The following is a 26,915-nucleotide window of genomic DNA, read 5'->3' as shown; positions in this document are numbered from 1 at the left end:
TGGTGTCCACACTGATCTAACCGAGTGACGGACGCTTAAGACACTGCCTTGACCGCCCCGATCTGTCCGAGGCCCGTCAAGGCAGGCCGACGCGGGTCACGGCCTGCCCGCGTGCTCAACTCCTGCGCCGCGCCGCCTCGTAGAGCACCACGCCCGCGGCCACTCCCGCGTTCAGCGACTCGGCCCCGCCGGGCATCGGGATCCGTACGCGTACGTCGCAGGTCTCGCCCACCAGACGGGAGAGGCCCTTGCCCTCGCTGCCGACGACGATCACGACCGGGCCGTCCAGGACCTCCAGCTCGGTCAGGCCGACGTCGCCGTCCGCGGCGAGTCCGACGACCATCACGCCGGCCTTCTGGTAACTCTCCAGCGCACGCGTGAGGTTGGCGGCGCGCGCGACCGGCGTACGCGCCGCCGTGCCCGCCGAGGTCTTCCACGCACCGGCCGTCATCCCCGCGGCCCGGCGCTCCGGCACGACGACGCCGTGCCCGCCGAAAGCCGAGACGGAGCGCACGACCGCGCCGAGATTCCGCGGGTCGGTGATCCCGTCCAGCGCGACGATCAGCGGGTCCTCGCCCTCGTCGAAGGCGGCCGCGGTGAGATCGTCGGGATGCGCGTACTCGTACTCGGGGACCTGGAGCACCAGGCCCTGGTGGTGCAGGCCCTTCGTCATGCGGTCCAACTCCGGCTTCGGCGCCTCCATCAGATGGATGCCGCCGTGCTCACCGGCGAGGCGCACGGCTTCGCGCACCCTGTCGTCGTTGTCGACGAACTGCTGCACGTACAGCGTCGTCGCCGGCACCTGCTCGCGCAACGCCTCGACCACCGAGTTGCGGCCGACGACCAACTCCGCGGGGCTCTTCCCGGCGCCCTTGCCGCGCTGCGAACCGCCCTGCGCGCGGCGGGCCTTCGCCTGCGCGGCGCGCTGCTTGGCATGCCCCTTGCGCATCTCGGCGGGCGGCGTGGGGCCCTTGCCCTCCAGGCCGCGGCGCCGCTTGCCGCCGCTGCCGACCTGCGCGCCCTTCTTGTTGGACGTACGCCGGTTGGGGCGCTGGCTGTTCCCGGCCATCGGGCACCTGTTCCTCTGCTGCTGGTCTTCGACGGGTCGCCGCCGCTGCGCCTTCACCGGGACGATCGCCGCTGCGTCGTCGCCGGCTCTCGCGCCTGGGGCACGGCTGCTTCCGCCATTATTCCGGAGGGCAGGGCGCACCGAAGAAGTGGATCTTCCCGGCGCCCGAGCGGGCCTCCTTTGCCCGGTCCGCACGGTCCGCCCGGTCCGCCCGGTGGCCCGTACGCCCCGCTCAGTGGCTGCCGCCGCCCAGCTCCCAGCGGGGGCCCGACGGGGTGTCCTCGATCACCAGCCCGGCGTGCTTCAGCTCGTCCCGGATGGCGTCCGCGGTCGCGTAGTCCTTGCGCTCGCGCGCCGCCTGCCGCTGGTCGAGCACGAGGCGGACCAACGAGTCGACCACCTCGCGCAGTTCACCGCCCTTGCCGGCGTCGGTCGCCGTGGACTGCCAGCGCGCGTCGAGCGGGTCGAGGCCGAGGATGCCGAGCATCGCCCGCACATCGGCGAAGGCCCTCGCCGTGGCGTGCTTGTCGTCGTCGCCCATGGCGGCGTTGCCCTGCCGGACGGTGGTGTGCACGACGGCCAGCGCCTGCGGCACCGCGAAGTCGTCGTCCATCGCGTCGGCGAACGCGGCCGGTACGTCATCAGCCGGACGCACCTCGCCGACCGCCTCCGTGGCCCGCTGGAGGAAGCCCTCGATGCGGCCGAAGGCGGCCTCCGCCTCGCGCAGCGACTCCTCGCTGTACTCGATGGTGGAGCGGTAGTGCGGCGAAGCCAGGTAGTAGCGCAGCACGATGGGCCGCCAGTGCTTGACCATCTCGCTGACGAGCACCGAGTTGCCGAGCGACTTGCTCATCTTCTCGCCGCTCATGGTGACCCAGGCGTTGTGCGCCCAGTAGCGCGCGAACCCGTCGCCGTACGCCTTCGACTGCGCGATCTCGTTCTCGTGGTGCGGGAAGACCAGGTCGACGCCGCCGCCGTGCAGGTCGAAGGACGAGCCGAGGTACTTGTGCGCCATGGCCGAGCACTCCAGGTGCCAGCCGGGACGGCCGCGGCCCCAGGGCGTCTCCCAGCTCGGCTCGCCGGGCTTCGCCGCCTTCCACATGGCGAAGTCGCGCGGGTCGCGCTTACCGGTCTCGCCCTCGCCCTCGGGCTGGAGGAGATTGTCCAACTCCTGGTTGGAGAGCCGGAGATAGCCGTCGTACGAGCGGACGTCGAAGTAGACGTTCCCGTCGGCCGCGTAGGCGTGACCGTCGTCGATGAGCTTCCGCATCATCTCGATCATCTCGGGGACGTGGCCCGTCGCCCGTGGCTCGTACGTGGGCGGCAGGCAGCCGAGCGCGTCGTACGCGGCGGTGAAGGCCCGCTCGTTCTCGAAGCCGATCGACCACCAGGGGCGGTGCTGCTCCTCCGCCTTCACGATGATCTTGTCGTCGATGTCCGTCACGTTCCGCACGAACGTGACCTCGTGGCCGCGGTGGGCGAACCAGCGGCGCATGACGTCGAAGTTGAGACCGGACCTGATGTGCCCGATGTGCGGGGCGGCCTGCACGGTGGCGCCACACAGGTAGATCGAGACATGGCCCGGCGTCTGCGGGACGAAGTCGCGGATCTGCCGGCTGCTGGTGTCGTACAGGCGAATACTCACGCGACCAGGGTAGTGGGCCCGTGCGGCGGGACGCCTCGCGCACCGGGCAAGGTGCGCGGATCTGTGACAGACGTCAGACCGCGGTGGGACGCGGCGGGGGCGGACGGGGCCGCCGACCAGGGCGGGCCCCCCGTCCGTCCGGACCCCGGCGCCGTTCAGATGTGTCCGGCGACCTTCCGGGGACTGACGCGCACGACGACCCTCTCGGCGTCCTGCTTCGAATTCGGGTTGAACTCGGCGTACTTCTTGCCCGCGTACTTCTGCGCCAGCTCGTCGATCAGCTCCTGGCCGCCCTCGGTGGTCAGGCTGGCGGTGCCGCGGATCTCGGCGTACGTGTACGGGGCGTCGGCGGGCTGCACCAGCACGGTCACCCGGGGATCGCGCTTGAGATTGAGGACCTTGCGGCGGTCCACGGTGGTCGAGATCAGCAGCTCGTCGCCGTCACGCTTCACCCAGACCGGTGACACTTGCGGGCTTCCGTCGGGCTGGATCGTCGCGATGCTGACGAAGACGGGGGTGTCCAGAACCTGCTTGAGGCTGTCGGAGAGCTGTGCTGCTGCCACGGGGGTCGCCTTCTCTCGGGGGCGTCGGAGTATGCGGCGCGAGGCGCCGCGTCAGCTCCAACACCGGTCCGGTGCAAGGTGTTCCGGTCCGGCGGCCGCTCTCACGCGGACGGTGGACCTTGAGCCGCCGCCGGCGGCAGCACCAGCGCCGTGGCCATCGCCGCCAGACCCTCGCCGCGTCCGGTCAGGCCCAGCCCGTCCGTCGTCGTGCCGGACACCGAGACCGGGGCACCGACCGCCGCGGACAGCACCCGCCGCGCCTCCTCGCGACGCTTGCCGATCTTCGGACGTACGCCGATGACCTGGATCGCGACATTGCCCACCGCGAACCCCTCCGACCGCACGATCCGCGCGGCCTCCGCCAGCAGCGAGACCCCGGACGCACCGGCCCACTCGGGGCGGCCCGTGCCGAAGTGGGCTCCGAGGTCACCCAGGCCGGCGGCCGAGAAGAGGGCGTCGCACGCTGCGTGCGCGGCGACGTCGCCGTCGGAGTGCCCGGCGAGGCCGTAGCGCTCGCCCTCCCACAGCAGTCCGGCGCACCACAGTTCGCGCCCTTCCTCGAAGGCGTGCACATCCGTACCGATGCCGACCAGGGGCACCGGCGCGCGGAAGGCCTCCGGGGACCCGGCGGGTTCAGCGGTCTCAGAAGCCATCGGTCGCGCGCCTCCTCGCCAGGACCGCCTCGGCCAGCACCAGGTCGAGCGGCCGTGTCACCTTGAACGCCTCGTCGTGCCCGGGGACGACCACGACCTCCACGCCGAGCCGCTCCACCATGCCCGCGTCGTCCGTGGCGCCGTCGCCCTCGCGCACCACCTGGGCGTGCGCCGCGGCCAGCACCTTCAACTCGAAGCCCTGCGGCGTCTGCACGGCACGGAGCCGCGAACGCTCGGGCGTCCCCGTCACGGGCTCCGGACCGCCGTCCTCACGTACCTGCACCTCTTTGACCGTGTCCGACACGGGCAGGGCCGGCACCACGGCGGGCGCACCCTCGCGTACGGCGGCGGCCACCGCGTCCACGGTCTCTACGGGCACGAGGGGGCGGGCCGCGTCGTGCACGAGTACGGAGCCGACGTCGTCCGGGAGCGCGGCGAGCCCCAGCCGGACCGAGTCCTGACGGGTCTCGCCGCCGGGTACGACCACGACATCCGAGGTCTCGGAGGGGGCGGTGTGCTCGTCGAGCATCCGCCGGACCTCGTCGGCGCCGTCCGGCGGTGCGACCACGACGACCAGGGAGACGGAGCGGGAACGGGTCATCGCGCGCACGGCGTGCACCAGCATCGGCGTACCGCTCAGCGCGCGGAGCGCCTTGGGTGCGCCCGGGCCGAGGCGTACACCGCGGCCCGCGGCCGGGATGACGGCGGCCGTACGGTTCCCGGAAGGGGCGGGCCGCACAGCTCCGGCACCGGCACCGGGCGCGGGGTCCTCGCCCGGTGCCCTTTCGCCTGGTCCCTGCGTGTGGTCGTCGGGCGGTTCGCCTGCGGGTCGGATTGACATGCCTCGCACGTTCAGGTTTGTGTCCTCAGCCGGTATGGGTATGGCCTGGGGGTACCCCCGGCCGCAGGTTGGGGGCGTGCCGGGCGCGAGCCTGACCGGCCCTTCCGTGATCTCCGGTCCAGGCGTGCCCGGGTCCGGCACGCTCTTGCCAGTCGCGGGCCACCATATGGGAGCGCATCACGACGAACAGTGACGAGATTACTGAACGCTGCCGGGGGCGCTCACCTCGTACGAGGCCGTATGAGGCCCCGCCCCCGGGTGGGAAGCCGGGCCGCCGGACGTGCGGAACGCAGCGCATGCCGAAGCTCAGTGCATGCCGAAGCGCCCGGCGACGGACGATGTCACTCGGGCACTGCGGCAGTTTCAGCGTTCTACGAAGCGCGCGGGGTCTACGAAGTGCACAGGAACCCCGTACACGCAGAGCCCTGCACTCCAAAGCCCTGCACACTCCAGATCCCTGCACGCCAGCGCGCTGGACGCCGTCACGACGAAGGCGCGCGAAGTCGAAGTCCCGTCAGGACGCGAGGACTTCGTCGAGCAGCGCTTCGGCCTTGTCCTCGTTCGTGTTCTCCGCGAGAGCGAGCTCGCTCACCAGGATCTGGCGGGCCTTGGCGAGCATCCTCTTCTCACCGGCGGAGAGTCCGCGCTCGCGCTCACGGCGCCACAGGTCGCGCACGACCTCCGCCACCTTGATCACGTCGCCGGACGCGAGCTTCTCCAGGTTCGCCTTGTAGCGCCGGGACCAGTTGGTCGGCTCCTCTGCGTACGGCGCGCGAAGCACCTCGAAGACCCTGTCCAGCCCGTCCGAACCGACCACATCTCGCACGCCGACGAACTCCGCATTGTCCGCTGGCACACGAACCGTCAAGTCGCCTTGTGCAACCTTCAGAACCAAGTAGGTCTTGTCCACGCCTTTGATCTGGCGGGTTTCGATAGCCTCGATCAGCGCGGCCCCGTGATGGGGATAGACCACGGTGTCGCCAACCTTGAACGTCATGTGTCAGGTACCCCTTCCGTGGCTATCCAGAGTAACACGGAATCGGGCTCTTCTGAATGGCGTTTTCGCAGGTCAGACCGCATCTCGGGGCTTGACAAGGGGCCCTGTTACGTGCTGCGGAGACCGGCGGGGGAACGGTATTCGCAGGTGGGGGCACTTCTGTACGCCCGTCGAAACACGGCCGACACGTCCGAAGAAGATGCTTCAGAAAGCATCTGCTGTCCGTTTTGTCCTGCTGTAAGTCGTCGCCCGTTCGGCCCTCTTCGGCTCTTCACGGACTTTCCCAAGAATTGATCAGCAGTTCCGCTGATCAATTCACAAGCCGTTCGCATTCTTTACCCCGGAAACCGGCCGGCCTGTTGTGCGGGAGCGTGCTCCCCGCGTGCGCGAGTGCCCGCACGGCGCGCGGCGGGAGGGCCGGGTGCGGGGCGCCGCGGAGCCCTCGGTAACCTGAACCGCGCCACAGACCGACCGCGTTACGGACGGTCGATCGTATCCGCCCGCGACCGGCTCGTAGTTCGGCCGCCAGAGCTCGCCCAGGAGTTGCCGCCGCCGTGAGCAGCAGCATTCGACGCGGCACCCTCGCCGCCACAGTCCTCGCGCTCGCCGTCGTCACACTGTCCGCCTGCGAAGCCGGTCACGACGCGCAGACGCTGGAGGTCAAGCCGGACAGCGCCGCGACGTCCGTCGGCTCCGTGAAGGTCCAGAACGTGACGATCATCACGCCCGCTGCCGGGGAGGGTCCCTCTGCCGTGACCGGCCGGATCTTCAACCAGGGCACGAAGGACGAGACCCTGACGTCGGTAAAGGTCAAGGGCACCGGTGAGCGTGTGAAGCTGCGGCCCGCCGAGGGCGAGAAGGCGCTGACGGTGCCGGCCGGCGGTTCGCTCGCGCTCGGCGGCAAGGACAACGCCTCGGCCGAACTCCCGCCGGGCGCAGAGATGCGGGGCGTGCGAAACGGCAACGCGCAGCAGGTCTCGTTCGATCTGAGCCGTACGGGAGTGGTGACGCTGCGGGCTGCGGTCGTGCCCTCGCACGGCGACTACAGGAAGTTCGGCCCGACGGTCGCGCCTTCGCCGAGCACGACCTCCGCGACGCCTTCGGGTTCGCCCTCCGGCTCTGCCTCCGAGTCGCCCGGCAGCCCCGCCGGTGAGAACTCCTCGGACGAGAAGGCCGGGAAGGGGCAGGAGGACGCCTCGGAGTCCGCGTCGCCGAGCGGCTCCGACGCGGAGCACGCGGACGGGGCGCACTGAGCGCCCGTCCCGGCAGCCCCTGACTGCGCGGCTGCGGCTGCGCCCAGACGCCGAAGGCCCCGCCCGTACGAGTCGTACGGGCGGGGCCTTCGGCGTGTGCCGGGGAGTTCGCCGGGTTCGCGAACTCATGGGCTGCGGCGCGGTGTTGCGGGCCGTGGCTCCCGCGGTCTAGGGCTCGAACTTGTAGCCCAGGCCCCGCACCGTCACCAGGAAGCGGGGGGCTCCGGGGTCCGGCTCGATCTTCGCGCGGAGACGCTTGACGTGGACGTCGAGGGTCTTGGTGTCGCCCACGTAGTCCGCGCCCCAGACGCGGTCGATCAGCTGCATCCGGGTCAGCACCCGGCCGGCGTTGCGCAGCAGCATCTCCAGCAGGTCGAACTCCTTGAGCGGGAGGTCGATCTTGTCGCCGTCGACCGTGACGACGTGGCGGTCGACGTCCATGCGGACCGGACCGGCCTCAAGGGCCGCCGGAGTGACCTCCTCCGGCTCGCCCTGGCGGCGCAGCACCGCCCTTACCCGGGCGACCAGTTCGCGTGAGGAGAAGGGCTTGGTCACGTAGTCGTCGGCTCCTATCTCCAGGCCGACGACCTTGTCGATCTCGCTGTCCTTGGCGGTGACCATGATGACGGGGACGTTGGAGCGGCCGCGCAGCTGGCGGCAGACCTCGGTGCCGGGCAGGCCCGGCAGCATCAGGTCGAGCAGGACCAGGTCGGCGCCGTTCCGCTCGAACTCGTCCAGCCCGTCGGGGCCTGTGGACGCGACGGCTACCTCGAAGCCTTCCTTGCGGAGCATGTACGACAGTGCGTCGCTGAACGATTCCTCGTCCTCGACGACGAGCACTCGGGTCACGGGAGGACCTCCGGGGCGGTTTCAGGGGCGCGCGGCAGTCCGCGCGGCGATGAGAACGGTGAAGTGGAGGAACGGGGAGGAGAGGGGCGGGGAGAAGAGGAACGGGAAGCGGAAGCGGAGTAAGAGGCGGGCGCGGGAGGCGGAGCCGCCGGTGGGTCGCCCGGGCCGCCGGGCAGGTGCCCGGGGCCGGAGCCCTTGGTGCGCTTGCCGGCCTTCGCCGGGTCACGGGGGTAAGCGGTGTCGCCGGGATGTGCGGAGGCAGCCGCGGAGGCGTCCGCGGGATCTCGGGAGACCTCGGCGGGGCGGAGGCCGCGGGGCTCGTGGAGACGCCCGTACGGGCGGTCCGGAACCTCCGCTTCGTCGGGGGCGCCGCAGTCCGGGCCGGCGTTGCCGTCCAGGTCCTCGGTGCCGTCCAGCTCGTCGGCGTCCTCGAGGTCCGCCGGCCCTTCGACGAGCCCCTGGGGACGGCGGCCGCGGGCGTGCGCCTCCGCGCGGCTGCGCGCGTGGCCCGACTCGGGCAGCCGCAGCGTGAAGGTGGAGCCCTGCCCCTCGGCGCTCCACACCGTGACCTCGCCGCCGTGCGACGCGGCCACGTGCTTGACGATGGCGAGCCCGAGGCCCGTGCCGCCGGTGGCGCGCGAGCGGGCCGGGTCCACCCGGTAGAAGCGCTCGAAGACGCGCTCCTTGTCCCGCTCGGAGATTCCGATGCCCTGGTCGCTCACGGATATCTCGATGAGGTCCCCGCCGGGTGCCGCCACCCTTCGCCCGGCGATGCCGACGCGGGTGCGGGCGGGCGAGTAGTTCACGGCGTTCTCGACGAGGTTGCCGAGGGCGGCGGCCAGCTGGCTCCGGTTGCCCCATACGTGGAGCCCCTCGTCGCCGGTGTCCGTGCCCGTACGGCCCGCGACGAGGGTGATGTGCTTGCTGCCCGCGGACTGGCGGCAGCGGTCGATGGCCTCCGCCATCAGCTCGTCCACGCCGACGCGCTCCGAGTCGCCCAGCGGATCGTCGTTCTGCACGCGGGAGAGGTCGATCAGCTCCTGGACGAGGCTCGTAAGCCGCGTCGACTCGTACTGCATGCGGCCGGCGAAGCGCTCGACCGCCTCCGGGTCGTCCGCGGCGTCCAGCACCGCCTCGGAGAGCAGCGAGAGGGCACCGACGGGGGTCTTCAGCTCATGGCTCACGTTCGCGACGAAGTCGCGCCGCACGGCCTCGATGCGGCGGGCCTCGGTCATGTCCTCGACCAACAGCAGCACGAGCCTGGAGCCCAGCGGTGCCACGCGGGCGGAGACGGCCAGGGCCTCTCCGCGGCCCGTGCCCCTGCGCGGAAGGTCCAGGTCGACCTGGCGTATCTCTCCGTCCCGCCTGGTGTCGCGGGCCATCTTCAGCATGGGCTCGACGGCGAGCGTGCCGCCCCGCACGAGCCCGAGGGCGTACGCGGCGGAGCTGGCCTTGACCACTTCGTCGGCCTCGTCCAGCACGACCGCGGAGGAGCGCAGCACCGACAGCACCGTGTCGACGCCCGGGGGCAGCACGGCCTCGATGTGCAGCGAAGAGCGGGTGGGGCGGGCCTGGTCGCGCTCACTCCAGCGGAACGCCAGCATCGCGATGACGCCGGTGAGCACCCCGGCGATCGCCGCCGCTGCGGCGACCGCCGCGTTCACGTTCATGCCTCCAGGCTATGCGCGCCCGCCGACAGCACCCCATGGGAAGCGGGAGACCTCGGACACTCGTCTCCCAGAGTTCACCTCGAGGTCGGGGCCGATTCACTCATGAGGTCGGCGACGGACGCATTGCGGACCGAGCGTGGGAGCGTGGAGGGCGCCGAGGCCTGATACCGCCCGGCCTGCGGGCCCCCTGGAGAGAGAACATGCGAGGGAAGGACAGCCATGCGTGACGCGTACCACGAGGAGCTGGACTCGATCAGCGACAGCCTGGTCGACATGGCCAGGTTCGTGGGCTCTGCGATCGGCCGCGCCACGACGGCGATGCTGGACGCGGACCTGAAGCTGGCCGAGAGCGTCATCGCCGCGGACGAGAAGGTCGACGACATCCAGCGCGACCTGGAGACCCGCGCCATCCAGCTGCTCGCCCGCCAGCAGCCGGTGGCGACCGACCTGCGGATAGTGGTCACCTCGCTGCGGATGAGCGCCGACCTGGAACGCTCGGGCGACCTGGCGCAGCACGTCGCCAAGGTCGCGCGGCTGCGGTTCCCCGACTCGCCCGTACCGAGCGACCTTCAGGCGACGCTGCTCGAGATGGGGCAGCTGGCGCAGCGGCTGATGGCGAAGGCCGCGGAGGTGATCATCACCAAGGACGTCGATCTGGCGATGCAGCTGGAGCAGGACGACGACACCATGGACGACCTGCACCGCACGCTCTTCCAGCACCTGATGGACGACCGCTGGCACCACGGGATCGAGACGGCCGTGGACGTGACGCTGCTCGGCCGCTACTACGAGCGCTTCGCGGACCACGCGGTCTCGGTGGCGCGCCGCGTCGTCTACCTCGTCACCGGCGACTACGCCGACGAGCTGGACCCGGCGGAGGCCGCCGAGGACGGCACGGCTCCCGTCGAGAGCGCCTGAGCGGTTCGTACGGGCCTGTTCGTACGGGCCTGATGGCGCGCGCTACCAGGCTTCTCGATACCGGGCCCGAGGTTCCGTACGGGCCCTGCCGACGCCCGTGCGCTGGGCCAACGGCCGTGCGCTGCCGGGGAGTTGACTCCTCGTGCACCGACGCGCCCTTGATGCGCCCGCCCCGGGATCCGGAATGTGGGGAGAAGACCCGGGGAGGGAGAGGAGGGAAGTCATGGCTGATCACAACGATCCGGTCCCGGCCCCCGCGCGGTCGGAGGACCGGCCGACCCTGCACGTACTGGGGGCATGCGGGTGCGGTCCGGGATGCGGTTGCGGTTGCCAGTCCGGCGGCCCGTGTCAGTGCGGCGGCTGCTGCGGCTGACCCAGGGGAGCGGCGGCGGGCGCGCGGCGGCCGCGGCCGTTCCCGTATGAGCCGCTGAGGGCCCTGCCCGGTTCGACGAGGCAGGGCCCTCAGCTCGTCCCGCGGCTGCGCGGGCACGGCAAGGACTCGGGCACGGCAACACCCGGACGCCGCCCGGGAGTTGCCGTGCCGTCGGCTACTTCTTGCCCTGGTTCTTCACGGCCTCGATCGCGGCCTTCGCCGCCTCCGGGTCGAGGTAGGTGCCGCCCGGCTTCACGGGGTGGAAGTCCGCGTCCAGCTCGTAGAAGAGCGGGATGCCCGTGGGGATGTTGAGGCCCGCGATGTCCTCGTCGGAGACGCCGTCGAGGTGCTTCACGAGGGCGCGCAGGGAGTTGCCGTGCGCGGCGGCCAGCACGGTGCGGCCGGCGAGGAGGTCCGGGATCATGCCGTCGAACCAGTACGGCAGCATGCGGCCCACGACGTCCTTGAGGCACTCGGTGCGCGGCCGCAGTTCGCTCGGGACGCCGGCGTAGCGCGGGTCGTCGCTCTGCGAGTACTCGGAGCCGTCGGGCAGTTCGGGCGGCGGGGTGTCGTACGAGCGGCGCCACAGCATGAACTGCTCCTCGCCGAACTCGTCACGGATCTGCGCCTTGTCCTTGCCCTGAAGGGCGCCGTAGTGGCGTTCGTTGAGGCGCCAGGAGCGGCGGACCGGGATCCACAGCCGGTCGGCGGCCTCCAGCGCGAGCTGTGCGGTGCGGATGGCCCGCTTCTGCACGGAGGTGTGCAGGACGTCGGGGAGCAGCCCCGCGTCCTTGATCAACTCGCCGCCGCGGACCGCCTCCTTCTCGCCCTTCTCGGTGAGGTTCACGTCCACCCAGCCGGTGAACAGGTTCTTCGCGTTCCACTCGCTCTCTCCGTGCCGGAGGAGGATCAGCTTGTACGGTGCGTCGGCCATGCGAAGCACCCTACTGTGTGTGCCGGCCGGGCCCGCCGGTGTGTCCGGAGGCGATATCCGGGCGGTCGGCTGTGGCCCCCGAGCACATGTGGCGGTGGCCGGTTCGTCCCTACGGTCACGCCATGACCCCCGAGAACTCCCCAGCTGACAAGAGCAGGACGCCGTCGTCCGCGTCCTCGTCGCCCGACCCGTCGACGCCGGTCCCGGCCCCGGTCCCGGCTTCGCCTTCGTCGTCCTCGTCGCTGCGCCGCATCGTCGCCGCCAGCCTCATCGGCACGACGATCGAGTGGTACGACTTCTTCCTCTACGGCTCGGCCGCGGCGCTCGTCTTCAACAAGCTCTTCTTCCCGGACTCCGATCCGCTCGTCGGCACGCTGCTCGCGTTCCTCACCTATGCCGTCGGCTTCGCCGCCCGGCCCGTCGGCGCCCTCGTATTCGGGCACTACGGCGACCGGATCGGCCGCAAGAAGCTGCTGGTCCTCAGCCTGCTGCTGATGGGCGGCGCGACGTTCGCCATCGGGCTGCTGCCGACGTACGCCGCGATCGGCTCCTTCGCGCCCGTACTGCTGACGACGCTGCGCCTGGTGCAGGGCTTCGCGCTCGGCGGCGAGTGGGGCGGCGCGGTGCTGCTGGTCTCCGAGCACGGGGACGCGAGGCGGCGCGGCTTCTGGGCCTCGTGGCCGCAGACGGGCGCGCCCGCGGGCCAGTTGCTGGCGACGGCCGTGCTGGCGGTGCTGACCGCGGTGCTGTCGGACGCCGCGTTCATGGGCTGGGGCTGGCGGGTGCCGTTCCTGCTGTCGGGCGTGCTGGTCGGCATCGGGCTGTGGATACGGCTCGCGGTCGACGAGTCGCCGGTCTTCAAGGAGGCCCGCGAGCGCGCGGAGGCCCGCAAGGCGGAGGCCGCGAAGCTCAGCGGCGACGAGCAGGTGGAGAAGATGCCGCTGATCGCGGTGCTGCGCTTCCACTGGAAGGACGTGCTCATCGCCATGGGCGCGCGCATGGCGGAGAACATCACCTTCTACGTCATCACGGCCTTCATCCTCGTCTACGCCACGAGCGAGCTGAAGCTGTCGCAGCAGACGGCGCTCAACGCGGTGCTGATCTCCTCCGCGGTGCACTTCGCGGTCATCCCCGCCTGGGGTGCGCTCTCCGACCGCGTCGGTCGGCGGCCGGTCTATCTGCTCGGCGCGATCGGCACCGGCCTGTGGGTCTTCCCGTTCTTCGAGCTGCTGAACACCAGGAGCTTCGGCGCCATCGTGCTCGCCGTGATGGTGGGGCTGATCCTGCACGGTGCGATGTACGCGCCGCAGGCGGCGTTCTTCTCCGAGCTGTTCGCCACCAGGCTGCGCTACTCCGGTGCGTCGATCGGCGCGCAGTTCTCGTCGGTGGCGGCGGGGGCGCCCGCGCCGATGATCGCGACCGCGCTGCTCGCGGACTACGGCAGCTCGACGCCGATCGCGCTGTACGTCATCGCCGCCGCGCTGATCACCGTGATCGCGATCGCGTGCGCCAAGGAGACCAGCAAGCGGGACCTGACGAGGATCGGCGAGGACGACACCACCGCCCCGGCGCCTGTCTCGTCCGGCAACACCGGCCCGGCCGGGGGGAGTTCAGCGCCCGACCGCTCCCGCGAGGCGGTGCAGCCGTAGCGCGAGCTGCGTCTCCAGGGCGCGCTCCGGGGCTTGCCAGTCGTCGCCCAGCAGCCTGGCCACGCGCTCCAGGCGCTGGGCGACGGTGTTGACGTGGACGTGCAGCTCGTCCTTGGCGCGGGCCGGGCTCATGCCGCACGCGAAGTAGGCGTCCATGGTGGCCACCAGGTCGGTGCCGCGGCGTTCGTCGTAGTCCAGTACGGGCCCGAGCGTGCGGCGTACGAAACTGCCCACGTCCCGGCTGTCGGTGAGCAGCATGCCGATGAAGCCGAAGTCCTCGGCGGCGGCGCCCTCCCCGGGGCGGCCGAGCAGGCGGAGCGCGTCCACGCAGCGACGGGCCTCGGGGTAGGCGGCGGCGACTGCGCCGGACTCGGCGGCGGGCGCGGAGACCGGCGCCGAGGCGCCCACCGTGACGGGGGCGCCCGCCGAGTGGCCCAGCTCGTGGGCGATCTCGCGGGCGACGCGCGAGGGCGTGCCGTCCGCGGGGAGCGGCAGCAGCAGCACGATGCCTCCGTCCCTGGCGGCGGCCAGGCCCCGCCGGGTGGCGGCCAGATGGGAGGCGGCGGCCCACAGGCGCTGCCGGCCGGGGCTCTGCTCCTGCTCGCCGGGCCTGTCCCGGGTCCGCTCCCGTGCCGCCTTCCGTGCCGTCTCCCCCGGCGCCTCCCGCACCGTCTCCCTCGGTCTCTCCCGTGCGCTCTCACCCCCGTCAGACCCGTTACGGGCGGTGCCGTGCCCGCCGGGCTCTCCCGCCGCGAGGCCCTCGACGCGGGCGCTGAGCAGTACGTGCGGGGCGTCGAGGTCCGCCTTGAGCCGTGCCGCGCGGTCGCGCAGCAGACGCGGGTCGTGCCGGGTCGAGTCGAGCAGGTCGTCGAGGAGTTCGCCGCGTACGCGCTGTTCGGCCTCGCCCGCGGAGCGCCGTGCGAGCAGCAGCAGGGAGGTGACCATGGCGGCACGTTCGAAGGTGCGCTGGTCGACGGGGTCGAGCACGGGGTGGCCGTGGAGCACGAGCGCGCCGAGGAGTTCGCCGCCCGCCGAGACCGCGGTGACCCAGCTGCCGTCGTCCCGCATGGCGTACCCGGCGCTGCGGGAGCGTTCCACGGCGGGGCGTGCGGAGGCGGCCGACGGCTCGACGAACTCGACGCGCCCCGCGAGCACTTCGGAGACCGCCGCGGCCACGTCCGTCACGTCGCCGCCGCGCAGCACCAGTTCGGTGAGCCTGTCGTGCACGTCGCTGGCACGCTGCATGGTGTCGTTGGCGCTCTCCAGCTCGGCCATCGCGTCGCGGGTCTCGGACAGCAGCCGGGCCGTGTCGATCGCCACGGCGGCGTGCGCGGCGAACGAGCCGAGCAGCGCGATCTGTTCACGCTCGAAGACCCGGGCGCGGCGGTCGGCTGCGTACAGCACGCCGATGACGTCCCGTCCGCCGAGCAGCAGCGGCACCCCGAGGATCGCGATCAGGCCCTCCTCGTTCACGGCGGCGTCGATGGGGCCGGTGTGCCGGAAGCGCTCGTCGGAGGGGTAGTCGTCGGTGACGTACGGGCGTGCGGTCTGCGCCACGAGACCGCCGAGGCCCTCGCCCATGCCGAGCCGCACCTGCTGGAAGCGGGCCGAGACCGAGCCCTCGGTGACGCGCATGTAGGTGTCGCCGCGCTCGTGGTCGGTGAGGGTCATGTACGCGACCTCGGTGCCCAGCAGCGAGCGGGCCCGCTGGACGATGGCACGCAGCACGTCGTCCAGGTCGCGCAGCCCCGCCAGGTCGTGCACGGTCTCGATCAGCGCCGTCAGCTCGGCCTCGCGCCGCCGCCGTCCCTCCAGCTCGGCACGGATGCGCAGGGCCAGCTGCTTGCCGCTATCCAGGGCCGCGAGCTCCGCGGGGGGCGCGCCGGACTCGCGGGCGAGGGCGAGCGGTTCGTCGTACGCCTCGGCGGGGGCGCGGCGTACGAGGAGCTCCAGGTACGCGTCGTGGGGCGGCGGGGCTTCCGGCATGGTCACAGCCTTACCCGCGGCGGGGTGCGCGACGCCAGGGCGCGTGCGCCGCACCCGGCGGCGAGCCCGGCGCCGGGCCCGCACCCGCACCTCGCGGCAGGCCCGCACCCGCACCTTGCGGGCTGCCGTGACCGGGCGCCGCCGTCCCGCCGACGGGACTGACCTCGACGGCCCGCCGACCCGACGGCCCGCCGACGGCCGCGCGCCTCGCCTCCCTCGCGGGGCGCGCGCGGCGCCGTCGGTGCGCCTCCCCGTCAGTGCGCCTCCCCGTCAGTGCGCCTCCCCGTCAGTGCGCCTCCCCGTCAGTGCGCGGTCCAGCCGCCGTCGAGCGGCAGCGAGGACCCGGTGATGAAGGACGCCTCCGGGGCGCACAGATAGGCCACGGCCTCGGCGACCTCCCCGGGCTCCAGCAGCCGCTTGAGCGCGGAGTCCGCGAGGAGTATCTGCGAGACGACCTGCTCGGCGGGGATGCCGTGTGCATCGGCCTGGTCGGCGATCTGCTTCTCCACCAGGGGCGTACGTACGTAGGCGGGGCTGACGCAGTTGGAGGTGACGCCGTGCTCGGCGCCCTCCAGCGCGGTCACCTTCGACAGTCCCTCCAGCCCGTGCTTGGCGGAGACGTACGCCGACTTGTAGGCGGAGGCACGCAGCCCGTGCACGGAGGAGATGTTCACGATCCGGCCCCAGCTCTGGCCGTACATGTGCGGCAGCGCGCCGCGTACGAGCCGGAAGGGCGCCTCCAGCATCAGCGTGAGCAGCCTGCGGAAGTCCTCGGGCGGGAACTCCTCGATGGGACGGACCAGTTGGGCGCCCGCGTTGTTGACGAGGACGTCGGTCCCCGAGGCGAGGCGCTCGGCCACGTCCAGTCCCTCCGGAGCCGTGAGGTCGAGCGGGTGGGGCTGGACCGAGCCGGCGGGCTCCGCGTCCTGGAGGGCGCTCAGCCCGTCCGCGTCGCGGTCGACCGCGCGCACCTTCGCACCCGCGGCCGCCAGTCTCAGGGCGCACGCGCGGCCGATGCCGCTCGCGGCTCCGGTGACCAGCGCGGTGCGCCCGGTCAGGTCGAGGGCGACGGAGTGCGGGCCGGGGCCCGGGCCGGGATGCGGGCCGGGTGTCTGCTGCTCGGTCATGCCGCCACGCTAGGCCGGTGCGCGGCGGGCGCCCAATGTGGCGGCGCCACATTCGCGCCCGTGCACCGCTGGACGTACGACACGTTCGGGCGGCGGCTTCCGCGGCTCTACCGTCGGTGCGTTCCCCCACGGGCCCCGCGGGATCCCCGCAGGATCCCGTGGGCACCTCACGGGGCACCCCCACATAAGGAGCGCCATGAAAGCACAACGCTCGAAAGCCGCTCTGCTGTTCACCGCACTCACCACGATCACGAGCCTGACCGCCCTCACCGCGCTGACCGGCGGTACGTCGCAGGCCGCCACCGCGGGCGGCAAGACCCCCGACGGGCGGCGGGCGGCGGCCGGCCTGGAGAAGATCGGCGACTTCGGCTCCAACCCCGGAGCGCTCGGCATGTACCGCTACGCCCCCGAAGGGCTGCCCGCGAAGAGCCCGGTGGTCCTCGTGCTGCACGGCTGCACGCAGGACGCGGCGACGTACTTCGAGGGGGCGGGCTGGCAGAAGGCGGCTGACGAGGGGAAGTTCTCCGTCGTCGCGCCGCAGCAGGAACAGGCCAACAACGCCAACAAGTGCTTCAACTGGTTCCAGTCCGGCGACACCGGCCGCGGCAAGGGCGAGGCCCTGTCGATCAAGCAGATGGTGGACCGCACGGTCGCCGACCTCGACGCCGACCCCTCGCGCGTCTTCATCACCGGCCTCTCCGCGGGCGGCGCGATGACGGCGTCGATGCTCGCCGCCTACCCGGACGTCTTCAAGGGCGGCGCCGTCGTCGCGGGACTTCCCCACGGCTGCGCGGACAGCGTCGCCGAGGCCTTCACCTGCATGAATCCCGGCGTCTCCAAGCAGCCCGCCGAGTGGGGCGATCTCGTACGCGCGGCAGACCCGGACCACTCCGGAGCCCGCCCGAAGGTCTCCGTCTGGCACGGCACGGGCGACACGACCGTGGCGCCGGTGAACGCCGAGGAGTCCGTCAAGCAGTGGACGGACGTGCTCGGGGCCGACCAGAAGGCCGACGCCACCGAGGAGTTGCAGGGCGGCACCACGCGCTCCGACTACGAGAACGCGGACGGCGACGTGGTCGTGCGCAGCTATCTCGTGGACGGCATGCCGCACGGCACTCCCGTGAAGCCGGACGAGGGCTGCGGCAAGGCGGGGCAGTACTTCCTCGACACCATCTGCTCCACCGGGCACATCACCGCGGACTGGGGGCTCGGAGGCTGACGAGAGGTCCCTCCCGGTTCCCGTGCGCTCCCCCGGGGCGCTGCCGGACCCGCTTGCGCTCCCCCTGGTGCAGACGGGCCGCTCACACCCGCGGGGGAGCGCACATCTCCGTTCTCCCAGGGGCCTGTTGAGGCCTTCCGGGGCCCGCACGGCCCGTGCGCCCGAGCCCGTACGACGACCCGCGAAGGCGGGGCCGACACCCGGGCGGACTCCTCCGCGCGCGTTCCGGTCGCGCTCCTCACACGATGGAACCGGCGTCGGCAGGTGCGCGGCGCCGCCATCCACGTGCAGGAACACGAGAAGGGACAGAAATGGGGAACCTGCCACGCGCGATAACCACGGCCGGTGTCGCACTCGCGGTCGGACTCGTCGCCGTACCGTCTGCCTCGGCTGTGGTGAAGGAGGCCGGGAGGACCGCCGCGGCGGCCAAGTCCCGGGCGTCCGCGAAGAAGACCCCGGCACCGGCGGAGTCCACGGCTCTCAAGCAGGCCCTGGCCTCCGAGCGCCCCGCCACCGTGAACGTCCACTACGTGCTGCGCGACGGCCGCGTCGTCAGCGAACAGGGCCCCGGCGGCTCCGCCGGCGTGCAGACCTGGAACGAGCCCGCCGGAACCGGGGATCTCCCCGCCGGGCGGAACCAGGGCGGGGGCGCCTTCGGGTTCGAAGCCGCGGAACAGGACACCGGAGAGGCCTCCTGACTCCCTGACCGGACCGGCTCGACCGGCCCGGACCTCCGGCCTCCGGCTTCGACCGGCCCGGACTCCGAACCACCGGTCTCCGCCGGCCGTACCGTCCCGTTCGTCCCTTCCCTCCGGACGCACCCGGGCGGCGTGCGAGCTGCCGGGGCCCCGTCGTCAGCCCCGCTCGCCGCCGTCCGGTGTGCCTCCCGTCAGATGCGTGAACGCGTCGAGGTTGCGGGTGGACTCCCCACGGGAGGTGCGCCACTCGTACTCGCGCCGGATCGCCGACGCGAAGCCCATCTCCAGCAGCGTGTTGAAGGATCCGTCGGCGTTCTCCAGGACCGCGCCCAGCAGTCTGTCCACCTCCTCGGTGGTGACCGCGGCCAGCGGCAGGCGGCCCGCCAGATAGATGTCGCCCAGCTTGTCGATGGCGTAACTCACCCCGTACAGGCGGGTGTTGCGCTCCAGCAGCCAGCGGTGCACCGCCGCGTGGTTCTCGTCGGGGCAGCGCACCACGAAGGCGTTGACGGAGAGCGAGTGCCTGCCGACGGCCAGGGAGCAGGTCGTCGAGAGCTTGCGCGTGCCGGGAAGCGTGACGACGTACGTGCCCTCGGACGGGCTCTCCCACTCCAACCCGGCCTCGCGCAGGGCCTGTTCGACGGTGCCGCGGGCGGCGGCCGGACGGGCGCGGCGGTCCGCGGTGTCGTCAGCGTCAGCCATGGGCCGATCGTAGGCGACGGCGCTGGTCGTGCATCGCCTCGGCATAGACATCGAGGGTGCCCTCCGCGGCGGCGTCCCAGCCGAACTCCGCGGCGTGCACCGCGGCCGCCTCGCCCATGCGCTCGGCCGGTCCGTGCGGTGCGCCCGGCGGGTCCGTGACGAAGTTGCGCAGCGCGTTCGCGTACGCCGCCGGCTCGTGCCCCTCCACGAGGAAACCGCTGACCCCGTCACGTACCGCGACGGGAAGTCCGCCCACGGCCGCCGCGATCACGGGCGTACCGCACGCCTGCGCCTCGACCGCAACCAGCCCGAACGACTCGCTGTACGACGGCATCACGAGCACGCTCGCCGCGCGGTACCAGTCGGCCAGCTCCTCCTGCCCGACGGGCGGCCGGAAGCGCACCACGTCCGAGACGCCCAGCTTCGCGGCCAGCTTGTGCAGCCGCTCCGGCCTGGCCAGCCCGCTTCCGCTGGGCCCGCCCACGACCGGCACCAGCAGCCGGCGCCGCAGCGACGGGTCCTCGTCGACGAGCAGTGCGACGGCGCGCAGCAGCACGTCGGGCGCCTTCAGCGGCTGTATCCGCCCGGCGAACAGCGGGATCAGGGCGTCCTGCGGCAGGCCCAGCCGGGCACGTGCCGCGGCTCGGCCGTCGGCGGGGCGGAAACGCTCCAGATTGACGCCGGGGTGCACGACGGCGGTGCGCGCGGGATCGGCCTCGTAGTGCCGCACCAGCTCGGCCGCCTCCTCCGCCGTGTTGGCGATGAGCCGGTCGGCGGCCCGCACTATCTGCGTCTCGCCGATGACGCGGGCGGGCGGTTCAGGGTTGTCGCCCTCGGCGAGGGCGGCGTTCTTGACCTTGGCCATGGTGTGCATGGCGTTGACGAGCGGCACGCCCCAGCGCTGGGCGGCGAGCCAGCCCACGTGCCCCGAGAGCCAGTAGTGGGAGTGCACCAGGTCGTAGTGGCCGGGCCGGTGGCCTGCCCAGGCCTGCATCACGCCGTGCGTGAACGCGCAGAGCTGGGCGGGCAGTTCCTCCTTCGCCAGGCCCTCGTACGGGCCCGCGTCGATGTGCCGTACGAGCACCCCGGGAGCGAGTTCGACGCTGGGCGGCAGCGCGGCGGCGGTGGCGCGCGTGAAGATCTCCACCTGGGTGCCGTGCGCGGCGAGCTGCTTGGCCAGCTCGACGATGTAGACGTTCATGCCCCCCGCGTCGCCCGTGCCCGGCTGGTGCAGCGGCGAGGTGTGCACGCTCAGCATGGCGACCCTGCGAGGGCGCCGGGCGGCGCCGGCCTTCAGCCGTGGCCGCTGCTGCTGCGGCAGGGAGCCCCGCCCGGACCGGAGCCCGGGGAGGGTGCGGAGCTGGCCGAGCCGCGCCATGTACTGGCTCACGCGCGATTGCCTCCTCGTATGGAGTGCGGGTCGCTGCGGGGCAGCGGGTGCTGTGGGTCGTCTCGTCTACGGGCAGGAGACCTCGGGCGGCGAAACCTCGGCAGGGCCCTGACAGCCACAACACCGCAGGAACTGCTTCCCATCTCCGCTTTGCCGAATCGTGACAAGGCCATGTCCGGGCGGCCGGGCACGGCCGGGCGCGCTCGGGAGCGGCCGGTCCCTGGTCCGCTCTCCCGCTCGCTCCAGCCCCTTCCGCTTCCGCCCCTGGGCCGCTCCCGCCCCGTGCCGTACGTACGCTCATGCCATGACCGCCCGCCCCGTGCCACGCCCCCTGGGGAACGTGACGCGCGGGACCACGAGCCCCAACCGGCTGCGCCGCATGGACCGTTGGATCGCCACCGCGCTCGCGCCCGCGCTGCGCCGCGGGCACTCCCCGCGGCCGCTCGCAGTCGACCTCGGCTTCGGCGCGGCGCCGTGGACGGCAGTGGAGCTGCTGCAACGGCTGCGCAAGGTCCACGCGGACTTCCGAGTCGCGGGCGTCGAGATCGATCCGGAGCGGGTGGCCGCAGCCCGCCCGTACGAGCGGGACGGACTGACGTTCCTGCACGGAGGCTTCGAGGTGCCGCTGCCGGGCGGTGCGCGCCCGATGCTGATCCGCGCCGCGAACGTGCTGCGTCAGTACGAGGAGGCGGAGGTCGCCCCGGCCTGGGCCCGGCTGTGCGCACGGCTCGCCGCACCCGACGGGCTGCTGGTCGACGGCACCTGCGACGAGATCGGACGCCGCCACGTGTGGGTCGCGGTCGGCCCCGAGGGCCCGCGCACTGTCACCTTCGCCGCCCGGCTCGCCTCGCTGACGGCGCCCTCCGGACTGGCGGAGCGGCTGCCCAAGGCGCTCATCCACCGCAATGTTCCGGGGGAGCCGGTCCACGCGTTCCTGCGGGACTTCGACCGCGCTTGGGCGACGGCCGCACCGTACGGTGCGCTCAGCGCCCGGCAGCGCTGGATACGGGCGGTGCGGTCACTGGCCGGGGAGTGGCCCGTCGTGGACGGGCCGCAGCGCTGGCGGCAGGGAGAGGTCACGGTCGCGTGGAGCGCCCTTGCACCACGCGTGCACTCGTGAGGGCCACCGGCTTCGGGCAGCCGGTCAGGCCGCGCTCATCAGCTCCGCACGCCCGAAGAGCAGGGCGTACCCCTGCGGCAGTTCCGTGATCATCCGGTCCGTCAGCTCGTCGCCGCAGACCTCACCGAGCACGGAGAGCACCGAGCTGGCGTCCCAGCGCGCGGTCCCGTTCGTCGCACCGTCGAGGCGGTTCGCCACCGCGTCCACGAACTCCGGTGCGGTGAGCGGCTTCGTCGCCGGCAGCTGGTACCTGAGCGTCTCCGCCGCCGTGGCGGGCAGCCGCGCGGCGACCTGCTCGCGGACGCCCTCCGGCAGGTGGCCGCCGAGAGACGACAGGACGACTCGGACGACCTGCTTCGTCTCGGCGTCCGTCGCATAGCGACCGTACTCACGGACTCGTGCCACGAGTTCGTTCCACTGCATAACTTTTTGTCCCTTTCCCCTTACACACGGGTGACCTGAGAGGCCGCTCTCCGGAGTGCCCCGGAGAGCGGCAGAAAATGTGCAGCAGAGTCGTAAGTCACATCGATGTCGTCTGTGACTTCTGCCTCACCGGCCTCGGCGCCACCGGCTTCGCGAGCGGTGCGCGCCTCGGTTCTCAGCCTGTGAGCTGCCGGTCCGGCGAACCGCCGCCGCTGATCTCGATCTTGCGGGGCTTCGCCTGCTCGGCCACCGGGATGCGGAGCGTCAGCACGCCGGCGTCGTACGCGGCGTCGATCCGCTCGGCGTCCAGGGTCTCGCCCAGGAAGAGCTGGCGGCTGAACTTGCCCGCGGGCCGCTCCGCGGCGATCAGCTCCGCGCCCTCGGGGGCGGGCGAGCGGCGCTCGGCGTGAACGGTCAGCACGTTCCGCTCGACGTCCAGATCGATACTCTCGGGCGCGACCCCGGGAAGATCGAAGTGGATCACGAACTCGTCGCCCGAGCGGTAGGCCTCCATCGGCATCCCCGCGGGCCTCGTCTGGGTCCCGAAGACGTGCTGGGTGAGGCGGTCGAACTCCCGGAACGGGTCGGTACGCATGAGCATCACTGTCATCTCCTTCCATGGACTGCACTTCCGTGCGATGCCCTGTGCGTTCTTATATACCTCGAACCGAGGAAAGTTGACAAGCTCAGACTCAACTGCGGCTCCGCACCTGCACCTTCGCAGGTCAGAGCGTCTGCTGCATCGCTTCGCGGTTGTCGCTCACCACCTGCTGCCAGATCCTGCGGAACTCCCGCCGTGCCGACTCGGCCTCCTGGCGCTGCCCGGCGTGCAGCACGCCCAGCGCGTACGCGGTGGCGGGGGCGATGCGCGGAGTGCGGGCCGCCGCCGCGGCGGCCTCGGCCGCCTCGACCGCGTCACGGTGCACGTCGAGCGCGGCGCTGGCGGCGACGAGGCGGGGGTCGGGGCAGTGGTAACCGGGGCGCTGAGGATCGATGCGCTGAGCATCGGTGCGGTGAGGATCGATGCGCTGAGGATCGGAACGGTGAGGCTCCGTGCGGTGAGCGCCTTCCCGGGCGCGCGGCGGGTGCGGGGCCGGTGCGTCGTCCCGCGGTCCCGGAACGTCGGAGCCCGGTTCCGTACGGGCGCCGGTGCCGGCGGCCGCGCGCTCGCCGCCCGCGTCGGCGTCCCCGCCGGAAGACGCGCCCGCGGCGCACAGCACCTCCTGTGCGTACCTGTGGTGCCGCAGCAGTATCCGCATCTCCAGCCAGGCCGCGTCCTGCCTGCTCTGCGCGTCGTGACCGGGGCGGCCGGCCCCGGCGTCCGTGCCATCCCGGCCCTCCTGCGCCTCGGGCCCGTCGCGCCCGTCGCGGCGGCCGGCCGAGGGCCGTGCCGACGGCGGAAGCGACTCCACGGCGTGTACGAGCCGCTCCCATGCGCGCTCCGCCGGCGGCACGAGCAGTTCTCCGGCCGTGCCCTCTGCGGCGTCCGTCGCGAGCGGCACCTCGTAGGCGAGCAGGGCGACCGCGTCGGCGACCGCGTGGAAGCGGGAGGAGACCAGCGCCTCCAGCGCGGCCGAGTGCGCACGGCTGCGGGCCAGATTGTGCTGCCGCTCCAGCAGGGCCGCCGCACGGTCGCCGCCGACCCCGTCGACCGCGAGCCGGTGCAGCGCGGCGAGCAGCCGCGCCTGGCGTGCGGCGCACCGGTACTCGTACGCCAACGTGCCGGACAGGCGGCGCAGTTCGGCGCTCAGCTCGTCCGCCCAGGCGGCGTCCACGAACGACCGGTAGGTGAGCAGCGCGGAACCGATGCGCCGGGAGGCCCGGCGCAGCTGCCGTACGGCGTCGGCCGCGGCCGGTGCCGTCTGCGCGTTGCTCGCGCTCTCCTGGTGCATGCGCAGGCTGCGCATGAAGTCGGCCGCCCAGGTGTGCAGACAGCCGCTGAGCACCTCGGCCGCGTCCGCGGTCTCCAGCGCCCTCGCCGGTGCGGCGCAGCCGCCGCCCCCGGCGCCCCCGGCGGACCCCGCGGGCCCGGCAGATCCCGTGGGCCCGGCAGGACCGGCTGACCCCGCAGGACCGGCAGGACCGGCAGGCCCGGCGAGGCCGCCCCCTCGTACCCTCACGGCTCCGTCACCCCCTCACCCCGTCGTTCTGTGACTCCGAAACCCCTGGTGCGGCTGTCCGCCGGGGCCGCCCGCCGTCCGCGCGTACGTACGTCCGCGCCGCCGTCGTGCGGTCCGGCCCCTCGGCCGGGCTCGTCAACCCGGCGCGTCGATCCGGCCCTTCAGCCCGGCCCGTCAGCCCGGCGCCGGTCCGCGTCTGCGTCTGCGCCCCTCGATCAGCGACTCCTGGATGTTGCGCAGCGGCTGTCCCTCGGCGTCGCGTGCGTGCCGCGTCCACCCGCCGTCGGGGCCGAGGTGCCACGATGCGGTGTCGTCCGCCATGCCCGCCTCCAGCAGCCGCGTCAGGGTGCCCCGGTGCGCGGGGTCGGTCACGCGCACCAGCGCCTCGATACGGCGGTCCAGGTTCCGGTGCATCATGTCGGCGCTGCCGAGCCAGACTTCCGGGTCTCCACCGTTCCCGAAAGCGAATATCCGCGAGTGTTCGAGGAACCGTCCGAGGACGCTGCGCACCCGTACCGTCTCGCTCAGGCCCTCGACCCCGGGGCGCAGCGCACAGATCCCGCGCACCCACAGGTCGACCGGCACGCCCTCGCGCGACGCCCGGTAGAGGGCGTCGACGACGGCCTCGTCGACGATGGAGTTGAGCTTGAAGCGCACGTACGCGGGCTCTCCCGCGCGGTGCCTGCGGATCTCCCGGTGGATGCGCGAGACCAGGCCGTCGCGCAGCGAGGTGGGCGCGACGAGCAGCCGCCGGTAGGTCTCGCGGCGCGAGTAGCCGGACAGCCGGTTGAACAGGTCGGACAGGTCGGCGCCGACCTGCTGGTCCGCGGTCAGCAGCCCCAGGTCCTCGTACAGCCGCGCCGTCTTGGGGTGGTAGTTGCCCGTGCCGACATGTGCGTAGCGGCGCAGCGTGTCCCCTTCCTGCCGCACCACCAGCGAGAACTTGCCGTGCGTCTTGAGCCCGACCAGCCCGTGCACCACGTGGCAGCCGGACTCCTCCAGCTTCCGCGCCCACTTGATGTTGGCCTGCTCGTCGAAGCGCGCCTTGATCTCGACGAGCACCAGGACCTGCTTGCCGGACTCGGCCGCGTCTATCAGGGCGTCGACGATCGGCGAGTCGCCGGAGGTGCGGTAGAGCGTCTGCTTGATCGCCAGCACGTCCGGGTCTGCCGCGGCCTGCTCCAGGAACGCCTGCACCGAGGTGGAGAAGGAGTCGTACGGATGGTGCAGCAGCACGTCGCGCTCGCGCAGCGCGGCGAAGACGTCCGGCGGCTGAGCCGACTCCACCTGCGCCAGATCGCGCTGCGTGCCGGCCACGAACTTCTGGTACTTCAGGTCCGGCCGGTCCATCGCCGAGACGATCCCGGACAGGCCCGTCAGGTCCAGCGGCCCCGGCAGGGGATAGACCTCGGCGCCGGAGACGTTCAGCTCGCGCACCAGCAGGTCCAGGACGTACGGATCGATCGACTCCTCGACCTCCAGCCGCACCGGAGGGCCGAAGCGGCGGCGCAGCAGCTCCTTCTCCAGGGCCTGGAGGAGGTTCTCGACGTCGTCCTCCTCGACCTCCAGGTCCTCGTTGCGCGTCACCCGGAACATGTGGTGCGCCAGCACCTCCATGCCCGGGAACAGCTCCTCCAGGTGCGCGGCGATGACGTCCTCGACCGGCACGTACCGGTGCGGCGACGCCTCAAGGAAGCGGGAGAGCAGCGGTGGAACCTTCACACGTGCGAAGTGCTGATGGCCGCTCACGGGATTGCGCACGACGACGGCGAGATTGAGCGACAGCCCGGAGATGTACGGGAACGGGTGCGCCGGATCGACTGCCAGCGGCGTCAGCACCGGATAGATCCGCTGCCGGAAGAGGGTGAAGAGCCGCGCCTGCTCCTTGTCGGTCAGCGCGTCCCAGCGGAGCAGATGCAGGCCCTCCGCGGCGAGCGCCGGGGCGACGTCCCGCTGGTAGCAGCCCGCGTGCCGGGCCATCAGCTCGCGCGAGCGCGTCCAGATCTGCTCCAGCGCCTCCCGGGGCTGGAGCCCGGACGCGGAGCGGGTGGCGACGCCGGTCGCGATGCGGCGCTTGAGACCGGCGACGCGGACCATGAAGAACTCGTCCAGGTTGCTCGCGAAGATCGCCAGGAAGTTCGCGCGCTCCAGCAGCGGCACCTCCTCGTCCTCGGCGAGCTCCAGCACCCGCTCGTTGAAGGCGAGCCAGCTGCGCTCGCGGTCGAGGAAGCGGTCGTCCGGCAGATCGTCCGGCTGCCCGTCCTGGGAGGCGAGCGCGTCCGCCGGATAGATGTCCGGGTCGGAGTCGAGGTCCGGGTCCAGATCGGGGCCGCCGGGCCGTCCGGCACGGCCGCCCGCGACGCCGGGCGCCGGGACCGCGTACGCGGCGTCGTGGCGGGCGTCGTCACGTGAGTCGTACGCCACGTCGTGAGGGTCCTGCTGCGGGTCGAACGGCGTGTGGACCGGGGACGCGGATGCGGCACGCGAGGTGGGCTCGCTCATGTCTCCATTGTTCCCCGCGCCGGTGACGGCGGTAGGGGCGCGGAAGCGACGAGCGGGGAGGCGCATTCCGCGATGCTCACAAGCCCGTCTTAATCAGCGGTTACGCCCACATGGCCACCCGGCGAGCGGCGCACCACCGGCACGGGAGCGCCGCCGGGGCCGACCGGGTGACGCGGCCCTCACCTGGCCCTTGAGGTACGGGTGGCATCCGCAG

General features: G+C 72.4%; 23 protein-coding genes. 6 read left to right on the top strand and 17 right to left on the bottom strand.

Features of this window, described 5'->3' with window-relative positions:
* Nucleotides 1-115 precede the first annotated feature (115 nt).
* From rlmB to HCC61_RS15800, 6 genes are all read right to left on the bottom strand, one after another.
* A complete protein-coding gene (gene rlmB, locus HCC61_RS15825) occupies nucleotides 116-1,069 on the bottom strand; it encodes a 23S rRNA (guanosine(2251)-2'-O)-methyltransferase RlmB (protein WP_169136117.1) in 954 nt (317 codons plus the stop codon).
* Nucleotides 1,070-1,301: 232 nt separating this feature from the next.
* Complete coding sequence (gene cysS, locus HCC61_RS15820) at nucleotides 1,302-2,714, bottom strand: cysteine--tRNA ligase (RefSeq protein WP_169136116.1); 1,413 nt, start codon at nucleotides 2,712-2,714, stop codon at nucleotides 1,302-1,304.
* Nucleotides 2,715-2,869: 155 nt separating this feature from the next.
* Nucleotides 2,870-3,277, bottom strand: coding sequence for a PPOX class F420-dependent oxidoreductase (locus tag HCC61_RS15815; protein ID WP_169136115.1), 408 nt, complete (start codon nucleotides 3,275-3,277; stop codon nucleotides 2,870-2,872).
* Between the two features lie 101 nt (nucleotides 3,278-3,378).
* Nucleotides 3,379-3,930 (bottom strand): 2-C-methyl-D-erythritol 2,4-cyclodiphosphate synthase, encoded by a 552-nt coding sequence (gene ispF / locus HCC61_RS15810; protein WP_169136114.1) that lies wholly within the window; start codon nucleotides 3,928-3,930, stop codon nucleotides 3,379-3,381.
* Nucleotides 3,920-4,771 carry a 2-C-methyl-D-erythritol 4-phosphate cytidylyltransferase gene (gene ispD / locus HCC61_RS15805; protein WP_169136113.1) on the bottom strand — a complete coding sequence of 284 codons (852 nt, stop codon included), beginning with the start codon at nucleotides 4,769-4,771 and terminating at the stop codon, nucleotides 3,920-3,922. Before ispD ends, ispF begins: the two co-directional genes overlap by 11 nt.
* Nucleotides 4,772-5,285: 514 nt before the next feature.
* Complete coding sequence (locus HCC61_RS15800) at nucleotides 5,286-5,768, bottom strand: CarD family transcriptional regulator (protein ID WP_016472332.1); 483 nt, start codon at nucleotides 5,766-5,768, stop codon at nucleotides 5,286-5,288.
* Between the two features lie 554 nt (nucleotides 5,769-6,322).
* On the opposite strand from HCC61_RS15800, the gene HCC61_RS15790 reads away from it, so the two are divergent.
* On the top strand, nucleotides 6,323-7,021 hold the full coding sequence (locus HCC61_RS15790; RefSeq protein WP_169136112.1) for a DUF461 domain-containing protein: 699 nt from the start codon (nucleotides 6,323-6,325) through the stop codon (nucleotides 7,019-7,021).
* Between the two features lie 168 nt (nucleotides 7,022-7,189).
* Here HCC61_RS15790 and HCC61_RS15785 read toward each other — a convergent pair whose 3' ends face one another.
* Entirely contained in the window at nucleotides 7,190-7,870 is a 681-nt protein-coding gene (locus tag HCC61_RS15785) for a response regulator transcription factor (RefSeq protein WP_169136111.1), read from the bottom strand.
* The gene (locus HCC61_RS15780) at nucleotides 7,867-9,540 is read right to left on the bottom strand and encodes an ATP-binding protein (RefSeq protein ID WP_240969033.1); all 1,674 of its coding nucleotides are present in this window, start codon (nucleotides 9,538-9,540) and stop codon (nucleotides 7,867-7,869) included. Before HCC61_RS15780 ends, HCC61_RS15785 begins: the two co-directional genes overlap by 4 nt.
* A gap of 219 nt (nucleotides 9,541-9,759) precedes the next feature.
* On the opposite strand from HCC61_RS15780, the gene phoU reads away from it, so the two are divergent.
* On the top strand, nucleotides 9,760-10,458 hold the full coding sequence (gene phoU, locus HCC61_RS15775; RefSeq protein WP_169136110.1) for a phosphate signaling complex protein PhoU: 699 nt from the start codon (nucleotides 9,760-9,762) through the stop codon (nucleotides 10,456-10,458).
* A 548-nt stretch (nucleotides 10,459-11,006) separates the two neighbouring features.
* Here phoU and HCC61_RS15770 read toward each other — a convergent pair.
* Nucleotides 11,007-11,765, bottom strand: a complete 759-nt coding sequence (locus tag HCC61_RS15770; RefSeq protein WP_169136109.1) for a phosphoglyceromutase — start codon at nucleotides 11,763-11,765, stop codon at nucleotides 11,007-11,009.
* 122 nt (nucleotides 11,766-11,887) lie between these two features.
* On the opposite strand from HCC61_RS15770, the gene HCC61_RS15765 reads away from it, so the two are divergent.
* Nucleotides 11,888-13,414, top strand: coding sequence for an MFS transporter (locus tag HCC61_RS15765; protein WP_169136108.1), 1,527 nt, complete (start codon nucleotides 11,888-11,890; stop codon nucleotides 13,412-13,414).
* Here the strand turns inward: HCC61_RS15765 and HCC61_RS15760 are convergent.
* Both HCC61_RS15760 and HCC61_RS15755 read right to left on the bottom strand, forming a co-directional pair.
* Nucleotides 13,376-15,400: a GAF domain-containing protein gene (locus HCC61_RS15760; RefSeq protein ID WP_169136107.1), complete on the bottom strand. Its 2,025-nt coding sequence runs from the start codon at nucleotides 15,398-15,400 to the stop codon at nucleotides 13,376-13,378. The genes HCC61_RS15765 and HCC61_RS15760 overlap by 39 nt on opposite strands.
* Nucleotides 15,401-15,702: 302 nt before the next feature.
* Nucleotides 15,703-16,527 (bottom strand): 3-hydroxybutyrate dehydrogenase, encoded by an 825-nt coding sequence (locus HCC61_RS15755; protein WP_169136106.1) that lies wholly within the window; start codon nucleotides 16,525-16,527, stop codon nucleotides 15,703-15,705.
* Between the two features lie 196 nt (nucleotides 16,528-16,723).
* Here HCC61_RS15755 and HCC61_RS15750 point away from each other — a divergent pair, with 196 nt between their 5' ends.
* Both HCC61_RS15750 and HCC61_RS15745 read left to right on the top strand, forming a co-directional pair.
* Nucleotides 16,724-17,746, top strand: a complete 1,023-nt coding sequence (locus HCC61_RS15750; protein ID WP_169136105.1) for a PHB depolymerase family esterase — start codon at nucleotides 16,724-16,726, stop codon at nucleotides 17,744-17,746.
* 311 nt (nucleotides 17,747-18,057) lie between these two features.
* The gene (locus HCC61_RS15745; protein ID WP_169136104.1) at nucleotides 18,058-18,444 is read left to right on the top strand and encodes a hypothetical protein; all 387 of its coding nucleotides are present in this window, start codon (nucleotides 18,058-18,060) and stop codon (nucleotides 18,442-18,444) included.
* 156 nt (nucleotides 18,445-18,600) lie between these two features.
* On the opposite strand, the gene HCC61_RS15740 is transcribed toward HCC61_RS15745, so the two are convergent.
* Together HCC61_RS15740 and mshA are read right to left on the bottom strand one after the other, a co-directional pair.
* On the bottom strand, nucleotides 18,601-19,146 hold the full coding sequence (locus HCC61_RS15740; protein WP_169136103.1) for a YbjN domain-containing protein: 546 nt from the start codon (nucleotides 19,144-19,146) through the stop codon (nucleotides 18,601-18,603).
* Nucleotides 19,139-20,536, bottom strand: coding sequence for a D-inositol-3-phosphate glycosyltransferase (gene mshA, locus HCC61_RS15735; protein ID WP_346777227.1), 1,398 nt, complete (start codon nucleotides 20,534-20,536; stop codon nucleotides 19,139-19,141). The genes HCC61_RS15740 and mshA overlap by 8 nt, the downstream gene beginning before the upstream one ends.
* A gap of 304 nt (nucleotides 20,537-20,840) precedes the next feature.
* On the opposite strand from mshA, the gene HCC61_RS15730 reads away from it, so the two are divergent.
* Entirely contained in the window at nucleotides 20,841-21,656 is an 816-nt protein-coding gene (locus tag HCC61_RS15730) for a class I SAM-dependent methyltransferase (RefSeq protein ID WP_169136102.1), read from the top strand.
* Nucleotides 21,657-21,680: 24 nt separating this feature from the next.
* On the opposite strand, the gene HCC61_RS15725 is transcribed toward HCC61_RS15730, so the two are convergent.
* The 4 genes from HCC61_RS15725 to HCC61_RS15710 form a co-directional block, all read right to left on the bottom strand.
* On the bottom strand, nucleotides 21,681-22,061 hold the full coding sequence (locus tag HCC61_RS15725) for a DUF2267 domain-containing protein (protein ID WP_346777226.1): 381 nt from the start codon (nucleotides 22,059-22,061) through the stop codon (nucleotides 21,681-21,683).
* Nucleotides 22,062-22,254: 193 nt separating this feature from the next.
* Nucleotides 22,255-22,680: an Hsp20/alpha crystallin family protein gene (locus tag HCC61_RS15720; RefSeq protein ID WP_169136100.1), complete on the bottom strand. Its 426-nt coding sequence runs from the start codon at nucleotides 22,678-22,680 to the stop codon at nucleotides 22,255-22,257.
* A 124-nt stretch (nucleotides 22,681-22,804) separates the two neighbouring features.
* Complete coding sequence (locus HCC61_RS15715) at nucleotides 22,805-24,025, bottom strand: CHAD domain-containing protein (protein WP_346777225.1); 1,221 nt, start codon at nucleotides 24,023-24,025, stop codon at nucleotides 22,805-22,807.
* 348 nt (nucleotides 24,026-24,373) lie between these two features.
* A complete protein-coding gene (locus HCC61_RS15710) occupies nucleotides 24,374-26,701 on the bottom strand; it encodes an RNA degradosome polyphosphate kinase (protein ID WP_169136098.1) in 2,328 nt (775 codons plus the stop codon).
* Nucleotides 26,702-26,915 lie beyond the last annotated feature (214 nt).

The sequence above is a fragment of the Streptomyces sp. HNM0575 genome (genome assembly GCF_012726265.1).
GTDB lineage: Bacteria > Actinomycetota > Actinomycetes > Streptomycetales > Streptomycetaceae > Streptomyces.
Note: the sequence above shows the minus strand (reverse complement) of the source record. Positions and strands in the feature narration are given on the sequence as shown.